The following is a 19714-nucleotide window of genomic DNA, read 5'->3' as shown; positions in this document are numbered from 1 at the left end:
GGAAATTTCCTGCGACTCTGTGGACGGATTGAACCTTCCTGTATCCTGTGATTAGGGCTATCATAGAAACATGAGATCCTTGATCCTACTCCTGGCTTTCTTTATTTCCCCACTATACGGTGAGGAGATAAAGGGACACGTTCTGGTCGCAGCGGGACCCTTTATCGTGATCGACACGGGAATATCCGAAGTCATAGTTTACCTGCCGGATACAGCATCGCTGGCGGATTTTCTGGCCGCATCGGAACTGACGAAGGGGGAGACGATTCTGGTAGAAACAAGTGGAAAAAGCAGGGGAGTGGAAACCGCGGCGGTTGTTGTGCGGAGACCGCTCCTGTCGATTGATCCCGGGTATACAATCCTCGCAAGAGACGTGGAAACCATGAGAAATAAAAAGGGCCTGATCGTACTGGATGCCCGGTCCGCGGATCATTTTTCCGCCGGCCATCTCCCGGGAGCGCTTTCCCTGCCCGTAATGATGTTTACACCTGACCATGCCGTACTTCCTGCAGGGAAGGAGACTCCCCTTGTTGTCTATGGATCGGACGCCAGGGACGAATCAAGCCACCGTCTTCTTCGCCTGCTCACGGCACAGGGGTACTCGGATGTCAGGATTCTGGTAGACGGTCTTGAAGGTTGGAAAGTTGGATGGGACAGTCACAGGCAACACATCGAAATGGAGCCGAAATTTCTGGCATCCCTTGTCGCCAGGCAGGTTCCTGTTGCCATTGTGGACGTACGGGACATCAGCGGAGAAAAGCAAACATCCCTTCCCGGCGCGGCCAGGATTCCGTTCGATCAGCTGACGTTCAGGTTCTTCAAGGATCTTGTTTCCACTCTACCGGTGATCTTTGTCGGCGAGACAGCCGATGACCCTTCCGCCCGGTTAGCGGCGGAGAAAGCTCTTCCCTGGTTAACCCGCGGTCCTGCATGGGCGCGCCACCCCGTCTTCGTTCTGACCGGCGGCATGGCAGGATGGAAAGAGGCAGGCGGCTCCGTGGTTCCGACAGGGGAAGCGACAATTCATTACCGGCCCGATCCTTCGGTTCCGGAACTGGATCCAGAGGAGCTCCAGACATACTGGAATCGAAGGGGGCACGGAGTTACCTTTATTGATGTGCGGTTTTTAGGCGTGGAACCCGAAGAGGGTCTGCTCCATTGCCCTCTTGAATCCTTTCTTACCGTTCTGGACACACTTCCCAGAGACGGACTCTACATTATCTTCTGCCAGGCGGGGGAGAGAGCCAGAATTGCTGCTGAAATCATGAACCGGAATGGATATTCTGCACTCTTTACGCGATTGCAGCCTCCTCTACCCTGAAGACCTATCGATCGGCCTGTCCCATGAAAACCTTCCTTCTCACGCTGCTCCTTGCACTTCTCTCCACTTTTCTTTACTTCTCCCTGTCCATGCGAATGACCCGGCAGGCGGAAGCGAGAGACAGGACCGCTGCATTAGAAAATCGTGAGGGTGCAAAAAAGGAACTTGAAGATACAGTTACACTTTTTAATAAGATCTACGAAGATTTTTACGCCACCAACGGCAATCCAGCCATGATCGACGTTCTTCCCGCGTCAAAAATGGTGAAGCACAGAATTTTTAAAGATATCGGTTATCTGAGGGACCGCTCTCTCTATTGCGTCCATGACCTTGCCGCCTTTCGGGTTGTCTCCGTCAAACCTGACAGGGATGATGGGGGAGATGTGGCAGAAGTTGTTACCGAAGAAGCATGGTCCTACCGGTACGTAAACCTGGCTGGCGGTCAGACTGGTTCGCCACTTCGCGGAATCCGCCTCTCCTTTCGCTACGATTGCCGAAGAACACCAGAAGGATGGATTATCGAAGGATGGGACCCCGTTTTTCCGGAAGTGTCGACGGGGGGGGATTCGTGAGACGCTGGCTTGGATCGCCTTTACCAGCATTGGCGGCGGCGCTGCCCCTCCTGCTCGCCGGGGTAACATGGCTGCCTCTACCTGTGGATGATACCTTCCAGGGACTACCCTTCTGGTTAGTCTATTCTCTATCTCTGACCCTGATCGTCTTAGCACTCATCCTTCAGGGAATCAGAAGATCGTTCAGCGGCTTCTTTCTCAATGCTGCTGTTTTCACGGCCCTGCTGTGGATTGGGTGGACTCTGGCGACCACATGCTCCGCCTCGGTCTCTCTGGGGATGGGGGCTTCACCTTCCGCCTTTCGTGTGACCGAATGCGGTTTTCTTGGACGCCCACCGCATTCACTTCCGGTTCTGACCGATGTGGATAATTCGAGAGACCAATGTACATTCCAGACTGAGAGTAAGTTTCAGACTGCAGGAAAGAACAAAACGATTACATACAAGGGTTGGTCTCTTTCCGTGATTTCCATGCACCATGCTCCCCTTTTCTCCCTTAAGAGTCCGGGTGGCGGAGAACAGTCGCTTCTTGTCAAGCTCGATGATCCTGAAAATCCCAGAGACTTCTTTGAGTATGATGTTCTTCCCTTTCGCTTCTACTATCATCTCTCCCGTTCGCATGAAGAAGAGGCTCCTTTCTTTCCGGAGAGCCTCTCCTGTTCTGTAGTGAGGGGGAAACATATCATTGCAACAGGAAATCTACATCCCGGCTCATCGATGGAATTTGAGGGATTTCAGCTTTCATACGGAAAAGGCGCACCCTGGGTGATTCTACATATTCGCAGGAAAGTCTTTTACTGGCCCGGTATCCTGATTCTGTTCTTCTTACTGGGTTTTGCCGCCTGTTCATGGCGGGAGCGAGAGCGGGTATGAGATATTTCATCGCCATTCTACTCGGTGCCACCGTAGTTTTCATGGTCTTTTCCATCACACAGGAGTGGACGATCTTTGAGCCCTTCTTTCTTGGGCAAAACGAGAATCCTGTGGAGGAAGCGGTTGTGCCCACCGGGATAGAGGAGACCCTGAAAAAGATGAACACGTTGCTTGTGCACCTCTACCGTTATAAAGGGGACATCAGGTTTTTGGACAGGATGCCTATTTCCGGTAATGTACGGCAAAGTCTCGCCGAAGATCTGGCCTATTTAGAATCGGCCGGGGTGATCCAGGACATGGAATTGATGTCGTGCTCCATCGAATCGGTCAGGCAAGTGGGTAAGCAAACAGTTACAGTTCTTACTCTGGAATCGTGGAGACTTCTTTACCGGGATCCCAAGGGCCGACCCTTCGACCCGAAGCCCAGGACCTTTGACATTCAGTGGCGCTACCTGATGAAAAAGAATGGTGGGGCTTGGGAGGTTGTGGCCATGGAACCGGCGATATGAACCCTCGAAAAGGTCTTTACTCGTTGAAGATTACAACCGTGATCCTGTCCCTCATCCTCTTTCTCCTGATTATCAATGTCACCATCCCTCAGGAGCAGGTAGTAGGTCGTCAAACCATTCAGGACAATGTAAAGGGAAGGCCCTGGATGGCTTTTTTTCTCATCACCCTTGGTTTTTCGCACGTTCCCACATCGCCCCTCTTTTTGTTCTTGCTTGGCTGTTTTTTTCTCCAGCTTCTGGCCTTTCTAATCCGTTTTATTTCAACGACCTGGAAAAGAGTCCGAATGACGCCGGAACGATGGGAGGCCTGGCGATCGATAGATATGAGAGATCATGATGGAAAGAGACTGACTGCGGAACTGGTTCGGAAGGGATTCAGGGAAAAACCCCTGGTTGCCGGTACAATCTGGTTCGTAAGAAACCGAATATCCCCTCTTGGTTTTTTGCTCTTTCACGTCAGTTTCTTTTTCCTGTTGACCGGAGGTGTCCTCATCCATTACACGCGGTATCATGCTACGGTAGAACTGATGCAAAATCGTCCGGTTACCTTTGCTGCAAGAGAATGGATTGATATCCACCGGAAACCGCTCCTGTCACCGCCGGATCAGGTATTTACTGTTACACTCGATTCGGTTGAGGCGAAAAAAATCAAGGACGAACCCATCCGACTCGATACCGAATTGACCTTCAGTCTGTGGGGTGGCAGTATCGTTAAAATGGCATCCGTCAATTGTCCGGGCGACTTTCTGGGGTTTTCCTTTTATCCTCAAACACTCTTCGACGCTTACGTGTTCAAAATCTTTAACGCACAGGATTACCTTGTGGATACCTTCGGTATCCAGATAAAGGGGGAAGATGTAATTTTACCGCCTGTCATCCTCATGGACGGTTTTTCCCTCCTGCTGGATCCGGGCAGGGATCCCCTGGCCAGGGTGGAGGGTCCGGGATTCTCCAAGACTATCCCGCTGGAACCCGGGAATGCCGTTCAAACGCCAGTCTTCACGCTCCTTGTTGCGGATCGAGTCCCCTGGGTTTCCTTTCAGGTTATTTATGAGAGGGGGGGGGTAATTTTAATCACGGGATTCATGCTGGCCATTACCGGCCTGATCTTCCGCTTTTTTTTCCCCAGGCAGGATCTCGTTCTTACATCCGGGATGCTCTACTTCAGGGGCGACTACTTTCCCCAACATCTTCGCGAAAATCTTGAGGAACTTCGAAAGGATCATCATGACACCCCTTGAAGGCCTGACGTACTGGCTGGCCGTCCTTTTATACAGTATTACCTTTGGCTTTGGTTTTATGGGACTGCTCTTCAGGAAAGAGCGTATGGTCCGATTTTCCTGCTTTTCTCTCTGGGCAGGGTTCGGATCTCACACCGCGGCCTTTTTCTCCCGCTATATCCAGGCGGGGCACATTCCCACAATCGGAAACTACGAAAACATTCTTACCGGTACGCTGGTCATCGTAGCCGTATCCTTATGGTTTTTTCGAAAGCGCAGCAGGTTTCCCGGTCTTTTGGGCACACTTCCCTTTGTGATTCTGCTCATGGGTTTCGCGGTCGTGTCAGATACGGCTCAAAGACCATTTGTCGCTTCTTTACAGTCCTTCTGGCTCTATATCCATATCTTCTTTGCCTGGCTTGCCTACGGTTCGTTTACTGCTGCTGCAGGTGTAGCCGTAGCCTATCTGGCAGCCCTACGACAGGGTAATATCCGTGACGACTTCAATGAACTGATGTTTCGACTCACGGCATTGGGTCTGGTGACCGATGCAGTGATGATTGCTTCAGGTTCTATATGGGCAAAGGATCTCTGGGGTTCCTACTGGTCCTGGGATCCCGTGGAGACATGGTCCCTGATTTCCTTTCTCCTCTATGGACTGGTTCTCCATCTCAGGGTGACACTGGGGTGGAAGGGAAAGCGGCTGGCCTGGATCCTCATTGTTGCACTGGTCACCGTTCTGGTCTCCTTCTGGGGTGTGAATTTCGTTATGGACAGGAGCCTCCATGTATTTAATGTCGGGTAACCGATGCTGACCCGTCTGTACGACCTGCTCTCTTCATGGAGGCTCTCCGTCGTCCTTATGGTTTCGGGAGCACTGTACTACATCTTCCTCGCTATCTGGGGGGCGCGTTCCCCTGCGCAGGTGGTCCAGACCATCGCGGGCATGTCTCCGTTTATTCTCCTCTACGTTCTCCTGCTTACCAACACGCTGTTCTGCTTTTTGAGAAGAATCCGGGGATATCTTACTCTTCTCTCTCCATCTGCGGTCTTTCTTCCTTCGGTAGCCCAGTGGATCCATTTCTTTCCCGACGTACCGCCTCTTTCCGATATTCCCGAATTGGAAGGTGAAACGCGAGTTCAGATTCGAAACCGTTTTGCCCCGCTGGGCACCCTCCTCCTTCACGGCTCCCTCTTTATCCTGGCAACGGGATTTCTCCTGTCGCACCTGACCCGGTTTGAAGGGAAATTTTCAGCAGGACAGGGAGAGTCCCTTTCCGTAGGTCCAGGAAATTATGATAGCCTCTCTCCTCCAGCCCCTCTCCGCCGTTCTCTTCCTGCCTTTGAATGTTCCGTTGTATCGATTCACCCTGAGTTCTGGGAAAATGAGCTTCTCTTTACACGTTTCGTCTCAAGCGTAAAGATTAACGGCAGGCTTAGAAGCGTTGCCATCAACAATCCTGCCTTTCTTTCTCCCTTTACCTCCATTCGTCTCTCCTCCTTTGGATATGCACCCGTCTATCTGCTTGCCGCAAGGGGAAGCCGTCTTCCTGTGGAACAGGGAGCCGTGAAAGTAACGATCTTTCCTCCCGGCCAGGTCGGCCACTTTCAGACACAGACCTTTCCCCATACCTTTTATCTTCGGCTTTATCCGGATTACGTCGAAGCAAAGGAGGGACCATCCACAAAATCCATGCGGATCAGCAATCCGCGTTTCCTCGTGGAAATTTACCGCGGAAAGATCTTTTTGAAAAAACAGCTGGTTAAACTGGGAGAATCGATCGATGTCGAAGAACTGTCGATCGCTTTTCTTGAAATTCTCCCGACGGCGGAGTATACCGTGGTCAGTGATGTGGGCATCCCCATCATATTCCTTGCCTTCCTACTCATGTTGGCGGGACTGATCCTTCGTCTTCCAGGGACCAGAAGGGAGATCTCCGTCACGCTGCGGGACGGAAGGTGGGAAGTCCGGGGCTACAACCACCGGGAGTTGAAGCCATGACGCCTCCCCTCTGGACACTCCTGTTCTATCAGGGCGTTATGTACGGATCGGCTGTCGTGACCTTGTTGACGCTGGTCCTGCGTTCCAGGAATGTGAGCCTGTGGCTTGGGAGAGCTACAGCCGTGATGATTCTGGCTCTATGGGCCATCCGATGGTGGATCGCCGGCCATCTCCCGATGTTTGGAGCGTACGAAAGCGCCCTTTCACTCTGTGCTTTTGGTGGAGCTATTCTTCTTGTGATGGATTATTATGCCCGGCGGCCGTACCTCGCAGTTTTCCCCCCCGTTGCCGCAGTCCTTCTTTTCCATGGAAGTCGGTACAGTTCAAACCTGTGGGCGCTCACGATTTCCGAGAGGGGATTCTGGGTTCACATCCACGCGCTGGCGGCCTTTGTCACCTTTGGGGTTGCCCTGGTGGTTCTTGCGGATGCTGTCATGCTTCTCTCCAGGCGTGAGTTTCCCCTCCGCCGTGATCTTCTTGCCCTCTTTTGCATGGATTCCCTGATGATCATATCAGGTAGTTTTTACCGATTCCTTCTCTTCGGGAAAGCCTGGTCCTTCGATCCAATCGAATCCATGAATCTCGCCGTCTGGCTGGCTCTGGCCACTCTGATTCACATGGGAACCTTCCGTCAGTGGTCTTCCCGGAAAATGGCCCTCTGGGCCCTCTTTGTGCTCGTTCTCCTGGTGCTGGCCTATCGATTGATATTGATCTTTCCTGCCTGGAGCTCCTACCACATCCTGGATATCGACCTCAGGATGCACATTTTGCCGAAATAGTATTACGCTTTGCAGGTGGGGGATTCGTCGAGGTACCGGAGAAGGTCTTCGATGGCGACCTGTTTTTCCCTGTTACGAATGGAAGTGAGGAGCTTTCCCAGGGCCACAACGTGCATCAGCTCTTCCTCGATAATCCGGCTGATCACCTTACGGTCCTGTTCGGTTGTGGCATATTCCCGAAGTCCATGATAGAACGAGATGGAATCTTTCTCCATCCCGACGGCCTTCCAGAGCGTCTCCTCAAGAGATGGATGTTCCGTGAAAAAGGCCTCCATCCTTTCTCCCGATTTAAAGACATGGCCCTCCAGCCAGGATTGGAGGTAATCGGAGATAAGCTCAGATTTTTCTGATGGTTTTCCCGCGACATGCTGATGGAAGCAGTCTTTCAACTCCTCGAAACGGTGCAGGTGCTTCAGCTCCATTTCAGACATCTGGTCCAGAAATTTTGCAACTTTTACGTCCTGGGAATTGACGGCGGCCTCACTGTAAAAGGTTGCCCCCGCTTGCTCCATCTGAATCGCGATGTTGAAGATTTCCGCGCCAGTAAACCGGGTCTCGATGGTTGTCATGGTTTCCCCCCCTGCTTGATGAGAGACAGCTATTTTTCCCTTTCCGCCAGTGCCTTCTGAACCGTTTCTTCCAGGATCTTACCGTCTTTTGCCGCTTCAGTCGTTGGATAGGATTTGTAAAGAAAGTTCAGTCGTTCAAGAGAAGACTCGAAGGCCTTCCTTCGGAAATAGAAGTAGGCGACTTCGTATTCGTGCCGTGCAAGGACTTCCTTGCATTCATTGAACGATGCCCGGGCTTCCTTCAGATATTTACCGTCGGGAAACATCTCTTCGTACCGGGAAAAATAGGTCATCGCTTCCCGCGTTTTCTGTGTATCGAGCGTCGGTTTCAGCTTCTGATACAGGGTTGTGACTCCCATCATGTAGAGAGCTTCTTCGGCTTCTGCCGCCTGGGGGAATCGGTTATAGAAATCCTGATATCGGAAAAAAGCCTGCACGATGTTGTCCAGACCGCCTTCCTGATAGAGACTGTCAGCCAGCCCGATCAGGGCCTTGGTGCTCTGGGGGCTGTTGGGAAAGTTTTCATAGATGAACCGGTAATAGACCCTCGCATCCTCGTAATTTTGCTGTGCCATGAGTGCATCGCCCTGCTCCAGGATCTCTTCGGAGGAGAGGTTGGTGATCTGGTTTAGAATTTCCTGTTCCCTGTCTGTGGTTTTGCAGGCTGTCATGAGAGAAATCAAGGCTATCGCCCATACGATCGTCTTCACAGAGTCCTCCTGATGGACATAAATTGACGGAGAGTGTCCTCCGGATGGGTACTTCCAAAAATAGCATTTCCAGCCACGAGGACATCCGCCCCGCATCGGACCAGATCGGGAGCGTTATCCAGGTTTACGCCTCCATCGACGGAGATGAGAAAATCGAGCCCATGGCCGGCGCGGCGTTCTGCCAGTTCCCGGATTCGATCCATTGATTCCGGGATAAAGGACTGACCACCAAACCCTGGATTTACCGACATCAAAAGGACCAGGTCCACGTAAGGCAAACATCCATCGAGCACAGAAAGAGCTGTTCCCGGATTCAGAGATACTCCGGCCTTCATTCCCCTCTTACGGATGTGGTCCAGACAACGATGGAGGTGGGACTCCGCTTCGACGTGCACCGTAAGCCATGAGGTCCCGGCATCGGCAAAGGCATCGATAAAATTCTGAGGGTGAACAATCATGAGATGGACATCCAGAGGTACTTCGGTACTCTGTTTCAGGGCTCGAACCACCGGAGGACCGATCGTGATGTTGGGTACAAAAACTCCATCCATGACATCGACATGGATCAGGGAGGCTCCGGCACGGGCCATTCGTTCGAGGTCGTTACCGAGACGGGCAAAGTCAGCCGAGAGAATCGAGGGAGCAATCAGGGGATGTTCAGCCATTCGATCCTCCTGTATTTACGGTGAAGGAGACCACATCTCCGGGACGAACGGGGTGACCGGGAAGGGGGAACTGGTGGAGGATGATACCTTCCGGATAGGCTTCCATGGATTTCTCTCGGACACCGGAGATCGTAATTCCGCGAATTTCAAAGGCACGTCGAACCGGTTCCAGGTTTTTTCCCAGACAGTTGGGCATGACATAAGCCTGCACGGGAGTTGGAGAGGCCACAAGAATCTGAACCGGCGTATCCCTCGAGACAAGCGTGCCTTCGGAGGGAAAGTGTGCAATGATTCGGCCGGGGTCACCGGGAAAAGGCATTTGCGCAATGGAATCGATCCGCAGCTGCTGCTTCATAAGAATAAATTTGGCCTCCTGGACATTTTTTCCCTTAAGATCAGGAACCGCGATTTGCTGGAGTCCAAGACTGAGGCCAACCCTAACCTCGGATCCCCGGACCGCCTGTCGGCCCCCCTTGGGGTCCTGGGCCGCCACGGCTCCTCCGGGAATTGAATCCGAAGGTGTTGCAAGGCCCGTATCCAGAACCAGTACCAGTCCGATTTCCTTGAGGGCCTGCTCCGCCCGATCCAGCGGAATCCCTACAAGGTCCGGCACCCGCGTCCGCCCGGTGTGCAGGGTCCACGTGAAACCGAACCAGAAGGTCACGGCAAAAAGAATCGAAGCGAATACCAGGTAGACCAATTTTCGAAACATCGTTGTCACTCTAGCACGAACTCACCCCGTTCGCAATGAAATCTGATGAAATCTAACAGATGGAATCCGGGGATTCAGGGATGCTCCTCCTCTGTCCGGGGAGTGGAGCTCCGATTCGACTTGTGGAATTTTCATTCGAATTTCCCCGTTTTCCAACCCATGAAACGAATCAAGTACCTCAGCAGGTTTGCTCAACCCATGACCACCCAAGACCTGGACGATCTGGTCCGAATTTCCGAGGAAAACAACCGAAAGCTTCATGTGTCGGGTTTCCTTATGACCGCCGGAGGAATATTTTTCCAGGTAATTGAAGGCCCCGATGAAGCGATCGATGGGCTCTGGGAAAAGATCATGCAGGACGATCGCCATCGTGATGTCCTTCCGTTAAGTATCGAATCGGGAATCCACGATCGCCTCTTCCCGGACTGGTCGATGAAAAAAATCGATCTGAATGAAATGACGAACACCCGGCTTGAACCCCTGCGAGCCCTCCTGGAAACGGTCATGACGCTCAGGAAATCCGCCGATGATCTTCTCGGAGTCCTTGAACGCTCCGCCTGGAACGAGCTCACCAACTGATCCAACCTGGTGACGCCGTGGAAATCTACGGCATCATTTAGTAGTCCAGTGTCAAAATTCTCCCCTTTGTAAAGGAAAAGAAATGGTCTTTATTGGCCACGTGAATGCCTTCTGCCAGATCCTCGGAACTTTTGCCCGCCGCCTGAAGGCATCCCGGACACGCGCACACCATGACTCCCTTTTCCATGAGGGTGGAGAGAGCCTCCTTTGACGATGGGAAGGGTTCCATGAAGAGATCATGGGCATCCCGGAGAACCACTTCGACGCCCTTGATATCAAAATAGACCGCGACATCGTGGCTCTCCGCCATTTTGATCGCCATGTTCAACCCCATAAGGACCCGATGAGGATCTTCGGCTCCGTGTGAAATATGAATGAAGACCCCATCCCTCGGGATTGGTTCCGGTTTTCCTTCTTCCCTGCACTTGCATCCAACCAGAATCAGTACCAGCGATCCTACGAACAGCCAGCATCGTAAGCCCCTCATTTTTTCCTCCTTTGGTTCTTAAAATCACCTGAAAGATTCGGTTTACGGAGCTGCGGCATCGTTCATCTCACGGGGCAGCTCAAAGAAAAAGGTTGTCCCCACATTCACTTCGGACTCGAAAGAGATGGTTCCTCCATGGCGCTCAACAATTGCTTTGCAGATATTGAGACCCAGCCCTGTGCCTCCCCGTTGACGGCTTCGACTCATCCGCACACGGGCAAACTTTTCGAAGATCCGATCCTGAAACTCCTTAGGGATGCCGCTTCCGTGATCGGAGACCGAGACCCGAACGGATTCCTGTTTTACTGTGATGGTCACCCGTACGGTATCACCCGGCGGCGAAAATTTTGCGGCATTGGAGAGGAGATTGGTCATGACCTGGCTGATTCTATCCGGATCGGCATGGATCCAGATCGGTCCGGGTTGGTCGACCAGGTCAAAGGACACGGTGAACTGGTTGCCATAATCCCGAATGGCCGAGAGAGACTGAACAACAAGGGCCGTAAGATCGACCGCGCGAAAGTTGTACACCATACTGCCTGATTCAATCTGCTGAATATCCAGAATGTCGTTGGTGAGCAGAACCAGTCGACGGCTCGAATTCAAAGCGATCGAGATCAGCTCCCTTGCTTCAGCGGGAAGATCTCCGGCCAGTCCCTCGGCCAGGAGACCAAGAGATCCATGGATCGACGTGAGGGGTGTTCTCAGTTCGTGACTTACGATGGAGACAAATTCATCCTTCATCCGTTCGACTTCTTTTCGGGCGGTAATATCCTGCCCCACGCCTATGACGCCGACGATCATTCCTTCGCAGTCCCGTCTCGGCGTGGCGTTCAGAAGGACAACGGCATGTCTTCCATCACGAGTCAGAATGGGGAGCTCAAAATTGGAGGTTGATCGCCCTTCCAGCGACTTTCTGAGTACCTCCTGAACCTTGTCTCTGTGATGAGTCGGGATGAAATTTCGCAGGAGATCCTTTCCCAGGGCGTTCGATTTTGAAATGTTGGTCAACGTGGCGGCCGCCTGGTTCCATTCGTTGATCCTGCCTGAGGCATCAATTCCAAAGATTGGAGCATTGGCTGTATCAATAAGCTGGGCCAGTTCCGAGGCGATCCGGGCAGTTTCCATCGTTGCCCGCCGTGTTTCCGTGATATCTTCGACCACGCCCTCGTAATAGAGGACCCGCCCTTCCCTGTTTTTGATCGCTGTTGCGCTTTCCCGGATATAGAGCTGAGAACCGTCCTTACGCCTCCAGACCGTCTCGAAGCCCTGAAGACTTCCGTCTTTCTCCATGATTTCCTGGAAAAGTTTCCGGGTTTGTGCATCGGAATATCCGGTGGCGTCCAGACCTAAGAACGCCATCTCCTCAAAGGACGAAAAACCGAGCATCTTGATAAGAGCAGGATTTGCGGCAATGATCTTTCCATCCGGGGTGGTCTGGTAGATACCCAGAACGGCGTTTTCAAAGAGACTGCGATAACGTTCCTCACTCTTTTTTAACGTTTCCTCGGCAATCTTCCTCTCCGTGATGTCCTGTTTGATGGCGATAAAATGCGTAATCCGATAGCCGGCCTGCTTTACGGGGGTGATCGTCTGCTCCTCGGTATAGAGAGAGCCATCCTTTCTCCGATTGACGATTTCCCCAAGCCACGTTTTTCCGGATGTCACGGTTTTCCAGATATCTGCGTAAAAAGCATCGTCGTGATGGCCCGATTTCAAAATCCTTGCGGACTGCCCAATCACCTCTTCGGGCTCATATCCTGTAAGTTTGGTGAAGGCCTGGTTTACCCACTGGAAAAGCCCCTTCTCATCGGTGATCACCACACCGTGAGCGGCGACCTGAAGGGCCGTCGTGAGAAGGTGCAACTGCTGTTCCACCCTCATGCGGCCGAGTGTGTTGGCAAAGATTTCCCCGACCATGGTCAGAAGGTTGAAATCCTCTTCTCCCCACCTTCGAGGGGATCGGATCGAATCGAGCCCCACACATCCAACGACGGTCTCCCCGTACTTCATGGGAACGGCGATTGTGGACCTGGCATCCTCCGCCCCCATGACCACAAGTTCATGCTTGATCTCGGGGAGGATATCGCCAGGAGCCGCAATGTTCAAGGGGTTCCCGGAAAGAAAGAGTTTTGATGTTTCGGGAATCATTTCCATGACGATCGGAGTTCCCTGGGCACGGCGAAGGGGAAGATCGGGCATGGCCCACTGGTGAGAAAGGGTAAGAGTCTGAAGGTTTTCACTGAAGAGGTAGATATAGCATCGATCCACCTGGCTGAACTTTCCAATCGTTTCGAGAGTTCTTGCAATCGCGGATTCGATCTCACGCTGTCCAACGTTAATAAAGTGGGTCGAAATCAGCGTCATGAGTTTCTCTAGATCCAGAAGGTGGTGAAGAGCCTCCTCGGTCCACTTTCTTTCTATGGCACTGACGATCGCAAGAACCAGCAGGTTACTGTTGATGTGGGACAGGACAAGATGTCCCTGAGCTCCTCCCAGAACCGCCTCCATGGCCATGGTCTCATCGTCAGGGTCGATGATGACAATGACCGGAATTTTGGACGCGAAAAACTGAATACTCTGAAAGGCGTTCTCATCAATGAATTGCCGGCGTGAAAGATCCAGAAGGATGATGTCCGGTCTTTCCTGTTCCAGATGGTCCCGGGCCTTTTCAAGAGTCTGTGCCCAGGTCAGATCAAATCGTTCCCGGCGTATGGTAGAAAGAAGATTCTGGATGGTTGAATAATCTTCTTTGCTGGAATCGATAAGCAGGACGTGAATCGTTCGTCGATGTGTCACCATGGTGGAGGAGTCTGGATTAGTTCCATCTCTCAGGTGGAAATGTGTTCTTCGGAATCACTGTCATTCCCGGTGCAAAGCCGTTGCCTGCTCCCAGATTGCTCGGATCAGGCCGGGAAGCTGGATCGGGTCAAAGGGTTTGGTAATCACATCGGCCGCACCCTGATTGCGGTAATGTTCGACTTCATGAACCTGGGCCATGGCTGTCAGAAAAATCACCGGTATGTGAGCAGTTTGAGGAAGGGCCCGAAGGGCTCGAAGGGTGGTCAGACCATCCATTCCCGGCATTAAAACATCCATGAGAATGACGTCAGGAAGGAACTCAGGGGCCCGCCGGACCGCCTCTTCCCCCGAACCACAGAGCTCAACGGTAAACCCGCCGATTCGCTCAAGGGTCAGACAGGCGATCTTCTGGATTTCCGGATCGTCCTCGACATAGAGAATTCGTTTCAGTATCATACGGTTAAACCCATCATCCTGACATGGTTGCTGACCGGATCAAGGTACAAGCCTCTGATTCTGTTCGCATCTTCAAATCACTATAGCACACTCGACTGAGCCCCCTCAATGAAGGAATGGAGGATGCTCTATCTCTGTTACAATGAGGAGAAATTGAGGAGGTTTTCTTGAACGTTGTTGTCATCGATGACGACCCCAAAATCACGAACCTTGTCCAGGTCTTTCTGGAGCAGAAGGGGTTCAGAGTTTCCGTTGAACATGACGGGTTGACCGGACTGAAAACGATAGAAAAGGAACATCCCGACCTGGTTCTCTGTGACCTTCTTCTTCCAGGTCTGCACGGTATGGATCTCTGTGATCGGGTTAAGAGAAATGCATCCTTGAAGAATATACCGATCATCCTGATGACGGGAGTCTACAAAAAATCCAAATATCGGATCGATGCAAGGCGTTCGGGTGCGGATGACTTTATTGAGAAGCCCATTGAACTGATGGGACTCTGGAACAAGATTCAAAATCTGACACAGGCTCCGTCACCTTCCGATGACCGGGCCATCGAGTCGATTCGCCAGCAGATTGAGGATCTTCGAAGAGACTACTTACGTCATCTTCCGGAAAAAATTCACGAAATTGATCAGCACTGGCAACAGGTCCTCATCGAGCGTGAGGTGGGCGAAGTCTTCAAGGCTCTCCATATCCTTGTTCATAAATTGACCGGCTCCAGCGCGACCTTCGGCCTGAGCGATGTGAGCGAAACCGCAAGCCGAATGGATGTCATGCTCTGGTCCAGCCTTTCTTCGGGTAATTTTCTGCGTTTCAAGGATCAGAACAAAGTCTCCGCCTTCATTGAAGTGCTGAAGGAGCTGGCCCAGGAAAAGAAGACCGCGGCGGCCGCGACGGTCGTGGATTCTGTTCCTGAGCATGTCGAAGAAAGCTCCGAGCGTGAATCCCGGTTAATTTACCTTGTTGAAAACGACCCTCTGATTGCAGAGGACCTTGCTCTTCAAATCGGGTACTTCGGATATACGATCCGCGCCTTTACCCGGGCCGACAAGCTTCGGGAAGCCCTGAGTGCCAGCCTCCCTGCGGCCCTGGTCATGAACCTGGACTATTTGCGGGATACGCCGGAACACGGAATAGAGATGGACAGCCTGCTTGAAATATGGCGCTCCCGCTTTCCCTTCATCATACTCTCCGCACGGGGAGATATACAGTCCCGTCTGAGTGCCTGCAGACTCGGGGGCGATGCCTTTTTCACGAAGCCCGTGGACGTGAGTAAGCTGATTGAGAAACTGGAACTTCTGCTGGGACACCAGAGTCCCGATCCTCTGCGCGTTCTCATTGTAGATGACGATCAGGATCTTTCCCGGACCTACTCCCTGATTCTCAAACAGGCAGGAATCGAAACGAGCATTGTCAATGATCCCATTGATATCCTGCTCCATCTGGTAGATTTTCGAGCCGACCTTATCCTTATGGATCTTTACATGCCCACTTGCAGCGGAATGGATCTGGCTTCCGCGATTCGGCAGATGGAAGACTATGTCGGCGTGCCCATTGTCTTTCTTTCTTCTGAAACAGAGCTGGAAAAACAGCTTCAGGCCATGAAGATGGGAGCCGACGACTTTCTGATCAAGCCCATCGAACCCAACCATCTCCTTTCCGTCGTCAACTCCAGAGGGTATCGATCGAGAATGCTTCGATCCTTCATGGTACGGGACGGTCTCACCGGTCTCTATAATCACACCAGCATCAAGGAACAGCTTTCGAAGGAAGTCCTGCGGGCCAAACGGGAAGGGGGAACGATCTCCTTTGCGATGATCGACATCGATCACTTTAAGGCGATCAACGATACCTACGGACACACGACGGGAGACAACGTTCTGAAAAGCCTTTCCCGCCTTCTTCAGCAGAGGCTTCGAAAATCGGACATTATTGGAAGGTATGGCGGAGAAGAATTCGCCATCATTCTTCCGGGGACGACAGACAGCAATGCCTATAAGGTACTGGATGATATCCGTCTGGGTTTTGCACATCTCAAACATCAGTCGTATGATGGGACACCCTTTTCCGTTGAATTTTCGGCGGGGATTGCTTCCTTTCCCAGTTGTCCCGATGAACGAAGTCTTAACGAGGAGGCTGATAAGGCCCTCTATGCCGCAAAACACCGCGGTCGAAATCGCGTCGTTCTGGCTGCAGACCTCTAGTATGTTCCCGATGGATGATCCTCTTTTTCTTTCGGGGATGAATCACCCTCTCAATCGAGAAGCAGGAAAGCTTCACTGATTCCGGTTATGGAGAGACGCCTTCTTCACGTTCACCTGGCACTGGGCTTCGTGCAGCTTTCCTTTGGCGCCTTCCATGTCTTTGGGAAGGCGATTCTGGAACACTTTGACCCCCTCGTCGTTGCGGGCCTGAGAGTTGCCTTTGCTCTTCCGGTTCTGATGATCCTGGCGTTATGGCGCCGCTCGTTTCTCCCGGAGCGAAAAGATCTTCCCTATCTGGCACTCCTTGGTCTCTTCGGTGTCTTTGCCAACCAGCTGCTCTACATTCAGGGGCTGAGTCTCACCTCTGCCACCCACGCCGGTATCCTGATGCCTTCCATTCCCATTTTTGCCCAGGCCTTTGGTATCCTCCTACGAATCGAGCGTACCTCACTCGGAAAGATACTCGGTATCATTCTTGCCATTGCCGGAGCCCTTGCCATGCTGCGGATTTCGGACATGACCATGAATAATCGGGCCTTTCTTGGGGACCTTCTTATCCTGGTCAATTGCATGAGTTACGCACTCTTCCTTGTCTTTGCCAGGCCCGTTCTGACCCGTCTTCCCGCCCTGACCGTCATCACGTGGACCTACCTCTTTGGCGGACTGGGAATCCTTGCCGTAACCTCCAAAACGATTATCCATTTTCCCTTTGAAACAGTACCTACGCTCGGTTGGGCAGGAATTGCCTATATCGTTGTCATCCCATCCACGTTGAACTACTTTCTCAATACATGGGGAGTCAAGCATTCGACACCTACGCTGGTCGCCACCTATATCACGCTTCAGCCCGTCGCCGCGGCCCTTATGGCCTTCCTGGCTCTGGGAGAACGGTTGTCGATAAGGGACGGAGTGGGGTTCGCTCTGATTATCGCGGGGCTTTTTCTTGTCTCAAAATCAATCCGTAACCGATCCTGAGTATTTTTTCACCCTATTTCTTTACTCGGAGCGGCCCGGAACCGTATATCTTTCAAGGAGGGGAGAATGGCCTGTTCCCTGCGAACTGATTATGGTTTCATCCGGAAGAAATTAACGGATGCGGGTGTCATTCTGGTGGTGTTACTCATGGCAGGAACAGCTATGGCCGGATGGACATGGGAAAAGATCGAAACATCCGTGAATGGACCTCAGATCTTTCTGGAAGGAATCAAGCCTGGATCTCCGGCCAATACCTTTCATGTTGCCTATAATCCCGATGACCGGTTCATCCATCTTTCCCATTTTCTGGATCACCAGAATGTTACCGAAGAGTGGCTCTTTGATGGATACCAGTGGATATTTGTGTGTGATGCCCCGATTGGCATGTCTTCCTCCTATCTCTTTGCGGGTTCACAATATTTTGAACCAACGGGAAAGATGGTTGATGTCCTTTTCTCGGGCTGTACCTATAACTCCGCCATACAGTGCAGTCAATTAATCTCCACCGATGCATTGGAATGTGTTCATATGGAGAATGAATTATCCATCGTTGTCCGACATGCCGTATATGATAGCGATAGAAGACGGGTGCTTCTCTTCCCATTTGATATGGATGGCGACAAAATTGGAGAATATAACGGACAGACCGTTGAATGGGTCAATATCGGGCAGAACTACCTGTCGACGGATTTTGCCGCCTACGATGAAGCGATTCAGAAAGCGGTGATTGTAAGTCAGGGACTGACCTATGAATTTGATGGGAAAGATCTGAATCTTCAGAGTGGAATGAACCCTGATACCGTTCCCATGGGAATGGTCTACCATCCCGACCTGATGGGTACCCTGTTATACGGGTATCCCTGGAGTGGAACAACCTACCTCTATCGAGAACATCACTGGACCCCTTGGGAATCTACATCCTCCTCCACCCTTCCATCGCAACTCTACTTTCCCCGCTTTGTGTATTTCCCTCCCCTGGGTTCGATTCTGATGGTTGTTCTGGAATGTTCAGACTATCCCTGCAAGGTACAGGTCTATCAATATCATAGAACCCATGGTCGACCGTTTCACAGACCCTGAACATTTCATGATTGTTGAGAGGTTCAGGTATGATGAACCCATGGGAGGTAAGCCATGAAATATGGAGCCAGAAACCAGATTCTTGCTGTGGTCCGGGAAATTAAAAAGGGGAATGTGATGGGTCAGGTGAAAGTGGATATAGAAGACCCATCGTCCGTGACATCGGTAATGACCGTCGATTCCATTGAGGATCTGGGATTGAAAGAAGGGGACAGGGTCAAGGTGGTTGTCAAGGCTATCCACGTCCTCCTGGTGAAAGAGGACTGATGTATTGACAGAAGAGAGTGTGCGTTTTCAGGGGGTTCGGCCCGGGAAGGTGACCGTCGCAAAGGGCCAGGATTCTTTGAGCCAGTGCCGGATCTCTTCTTCCACCGCAGGTTCCAGACCTTCTTCATAGGCGCTCTGCCTCAGCCAGAAGAAGACCTGAGCGTCTGCGGACCCGAACCGATCGGGACGGATGTGAACTTCACCCAGGATCAGCCCGTTCTCCATAGAAAAGATCCCATAGGTAAATGCGGTTTTCCTCTTTGACTCCTTTTCGTACCTGCGAATCGCTTCCACCGTGTCCATGGGAGAACGGCCCGCAAGTTCCCATTCTCCCGACGGAACGGTCCGAAGATGGGTTCTGGATGCTTCCAGGGCTTCAAAGAGAGGTTCAGCATCCTCCACCGTAAGGGTTCGTATTTCAAACGTTCCAATCCGGGCAGGATCGGGAATCAAAAAGGTATCGGGCACAAAGGGTTGAGAGGCAATGGAGTCCGAAACTCTGGAAAAGGTGATATCGAGGGATGCGGTCTGGCCAAAGTGCAGGGTTCCGTTGATCCTCCCGCCCCCGGATTCGATCCGTCCATGAAATTCCATTCGCACCTCTTTCACCTTCCAGGATAGTCGGGAAGACTCCTGATGGAGTTCGATCAGAGGAAGGGGAGACTGGCGCCGACCGTTATGGATCATGGTCAGGAGTCCGCTTTCATCGGTACCCTTGAGTTCAACGATGTAAATGTCCCGGTTTGTTGTATCGACCCTCACCTCCGCTTCCCAGGTTCCAGAAAGATCGACGGTGGATCGGGGAGAGCAGGATAAGGAGTAAAAAGAGAAAAAGAGAAGGGTTAGACATGATCCCGTAACTGTGGGGATTAACCTTTGATAATGGAGCCTTTCCATGAAATTACTATACACCACATCCCTATTTCTTGC

The 19714-nt window shown here is 51.9% G+C and carries 21 protein-coding genes; 13 read left to right on the top strand and 8 right to left on the bottom strand.

What is annotated here, in order from left to right:
• The first annotated feature begins 70 nt into the window (after nucleotides 1-70).
• Genes PLD04_04075 through PLD04_04040 form a run of 8 tightly spaced genes read left to right on the top strand, consistent with a single transcriptional unit; the run spans nucleotide 71 to nucleotide 7275 of the window.
• Nucleotides 71-1321 (top strand): rhodanese-like domain-containing protein, encoded by a 1251-nt coding sequence (locus PLD04_04075; protein HXK67496.1) that lies wholly within the window; start codon nucleotides 71-73, stop codon nucleotides 1319-1321.
• 23 nt (nucleotides 1322-1344) lie between these two features.
• Nucleotides 1345-1893 carry a hypothetical protein gene (locus PLD04_04070; GenBank protein ID HXK67495.1) on the top strand — a complete coding sequence of 183 codons (549 nt, stop codon included), beginning with the start codon at nucleotides 1345-1347 and terminating at the stop codon, nucleotides 1891-1893.
• Entirely contained in the window at nucleotides 1890-2765 is an 876-nt protein-coding gene (locus tag PLD04_04065; GenBank protein ID HXK67494.1) for a hypothetical protein, read from the top strand. The genes PLD04_04070 and PLD04_04065 overlap by 4 nt, the downstream gene beginning before the upstream one ends.
• Nucleotides 2762-3274, top strand: a complete 513-nt coding sequence (locus PLD04_04060; GenBank protein ID HXK67493.1) for a hypothetical protein — start codon at nucleotides 2762-2764, stop codon at nucleotides 3272-3274. The genes PLD04_04065 and PLD04_04060 overlap by 4 nt, the downstream gene beginning before the upstream one ends.
• Nucleotides 3271-4515, top strand: coding sequence for a cytochrome c biogenesis protein ResB (locus PLD04_04055; protein HXK67492.1), 1245 nt, complete (start codon nucleotides 3271-3273; stop codon nucleotides 4513-4515). The genes PLD04_04060 and PLD04_04055 overlap by 4 nt, the downstream gene beginning before the upstream one ends.
• Nucleotides 4502-5299, top strand: coding sequence for a cytochrome c biogenesis protein CcsA (gene ccsA / locus PLD04_04050; GenBank protein ID HXK67491.1), 798 nt, complete (start codon nucleotides 4502-4504; stop codon nucleotides 5297-5299). The genes PLD04_04055 and ccsA overlap by 14 nt, the downstream gene beginning before the upstream one ends.
• 3 nt (nucleotides 5300-5302) lie before the next feature.
• Nucleotides 5303-6496, top strand: coding sequence for a hypothetical protein (locus PLD04_04045; protein HXK67490.1), 1194 nt, complete (start codon nucleotides 5303-5305; stop codon nucleotides 6494-6496).
• On the top strand, nucleotides 6493-7275 hold the full coding sequence (locus PLD04_04040; protein ID HXK67489.1) for a hypothetical protein: 783 nt from the start codon (nucleotides 6493-6495) through the stop codon (nucleotides 7273-7275). The genes PLD04_04045 and PLD04_04040 overlap by 4 nt, the downstream gene beginning before the upstream one ends.
• A gap of 2 nt (nucleotides 7276-7277) precedes the next feature.
• On the opposite strand, the gene PLD04_04035 is transcribed toward PLD04_04040, so the two are convergent.
• Genes PLD04_04035 through PLD04_04020 form a run of 4 tightly spaced genes read right to left on the bottom strand, consistent with a single transcriptional unit; the run spans nucleotide 7278 to nucleotide 9931 of the window.
• Nucleotides 7278-7844 carry a ferritin family protein gene (locus PLD04_04035; protein ID HXK67488.1) on the bottom strand — a complete coding sequence of 189 codons (567 nt, stop codon included), beginning with the start codon at nucleotides 7842-7844 and terminating at the stop codon, nucleotides 7278-7280.
• A 29-nt stretch (nucleotides 7845-7873) separates the two neighbouring features.
• Entirely contained in the window at nucleotides 7874-8554 is a 681-nt protein-coding gene (gene bamD / locus PLD04_04030) for an outer membrane protein assembly factor BamD (protein HXK67487.1), read from the bottom strand.
• Nucleotides 8551-9219 (bottom strand): ribulose-phosphate 3-epimerase, encoded by a 669-nt coding sequence (gene rpe, locus PLD04_04025; protein ID HXK67486.1) that lies wholly within the window; start codon nucleotides 9217-9219, stop codon nucleotides 8551-8553. The genes bamD and rpe overlap by 4 nt, the downstream gene beginning before the upstream one ends.
• Nucleotides 9212-9931, bottom strand: a complete 720-nt coding sequence (locus PLD04_04020; GenBank protein ID HXK67485.1) for a PASTA domain-containing protein — start codon at nucleotides 9929-9931, stop codon at nucleotides 9212-9214. Before PLD04_04020 ends, rpe begins: the two co-directional genes overlap by 8 nt.
• 159 nt (nucleotides 9932-10090) lie before the next feature.
• On the opposite strand from PLD04_04020, the gene PLD04_04015 reads away from it, so the two are divergent.
• A complete protein-coding gene (locus tag PLD04_04015; GenBank protein HXK67484.1) occupies nucleotides 10091-10510 on the top strand; it encodes a BLUF domain-containing protein in 420 nt (139 codons plus the stop codon).
• 37 nt (nucleotides 10511-10547) lie between these two features.
• On the opposite strand, the gene PLD04_04010 is transcribed toward PLD04_04015, so the two are convergent.
• Genes PLD04_04010 through PLD04_04000 form a run of 3 tightly spaced genes read right to left on the bottom strand, consistent with a single transcriptional unit; the run spans nucleotide 10548 to nucleotide 14255 of the window.
• Nucleotides 10548-10997, bottom strand: coding sequence for a DsrE family protein (locus tag PLD04_04010; protein HXK67483.1), 450 nt, complete (start codon nucleotides 10995-10997; stop codon nucleotides 10548-10550).
• A gap of 42 nt (nucleotides 10998-11039) precedes the next feature.
• Entirely contained in the window at nucleotides 11040-13799 is a 2760-nt protein-coding gene (locus tag PLD04_04005) for a PAS domain S-box protein (protein ID HXK67482.1), read from the bottom strand.
• Nucleotides 13800-13859: 60 nt separating this feature from the next.
• A complete protein-coding gene (locus PLD04_04000; protein HXK67481.1) occupies nucleotides 13860-14255 on the bottom strand; it encodes a response regulator in 396 nt (131 codons plus the stop codon).
• A 167-nt stretch (nucleotides 14256-14422) separates the two neighbouring features.
• Here PLD04_04000 and PLD04_03995 point away from each other — a divergent pair, with 167 nt between their 5' ends.
• From PLD04_03995 to PLD04_03980, 4 genes are all read left to right on the top strand, one after another.
• Complete coding sequence (locus PLD04_03995; GenBank protein HXK67480.1) at nucleotides 14423-16462, top strand: response regulator; 2040 nt, start codon at nucleotides 14423-14425, stop codon at nucleotides 16460-16462.
• An 87-nt stretch (nucleotides 16463-16549) separates the two neighbouring features.
• On the top strand, nucleotides 16550-17437 hold the full coding sequence (locus PLD04_03990; GenBank protein ID HXK67479.1) for a DMT family transporter: 888 nt from the start codon (nucleotides 16550-16552) through the stop codon (nucleotides 17435-17437).
• 66 nt (nucleotides 17438-17503) lie between these two features.
• Nucleotides 17504-18517 carry a hypothetical protein gene (locus PLD04_03985; protein ID HXK67478.1) on the top strand — a complete coding sequence of 338 codons (1014 nt, stop codon included), beginning with the start codon at nucleotides 17504-17506 and terminating at the stop codon, nucleotides 18515-18517.
• A 54-nt stretch (nucleotides 18518-18571) separates the two neighbouring features.
• Complete coding sequence (locus PLD04_03980) at nucleotides 18572-18784, top strand: TOBE domain-containing protein (protein HXK67477.1); 213 nt, start codon at nucleotides 18572-18574, stop codon at nucleotides 18782-18784.
• A gap of 27 nt (nucleotides 18785-18811) precedes the next feature.
• On the opposite strand, the gene PLD04_03975 is transcribed toward PLD04_03980, so the two are convergent.
• Nucleotides 18812-19681, bottom strand: coding sequence for a hypothetical protein (locus tag PLD04_03975; protein ID HXK67476.1), 870 nt, complete (start codon nucleotides 19679-19681; stop codon nucleotides 18812-18814).
• Nucleotides 19682-19714: the final 33 nt, after the last annotated feature.

It is taken from the genome of Thermoanaerobaculia bacterium, from assembly GCA_035593605.1.
Lineage (GTDB): Bacteria > Acidobacteriota > Thermoanaerobaculia > UBA2201 > DAOSWS01 > DAOSWS01.
The sequence above is the reverse complement of the archived record's forward strand: the minus strand, read 5'-3'. Positions and strand labels throughout refer to the sequence as shown.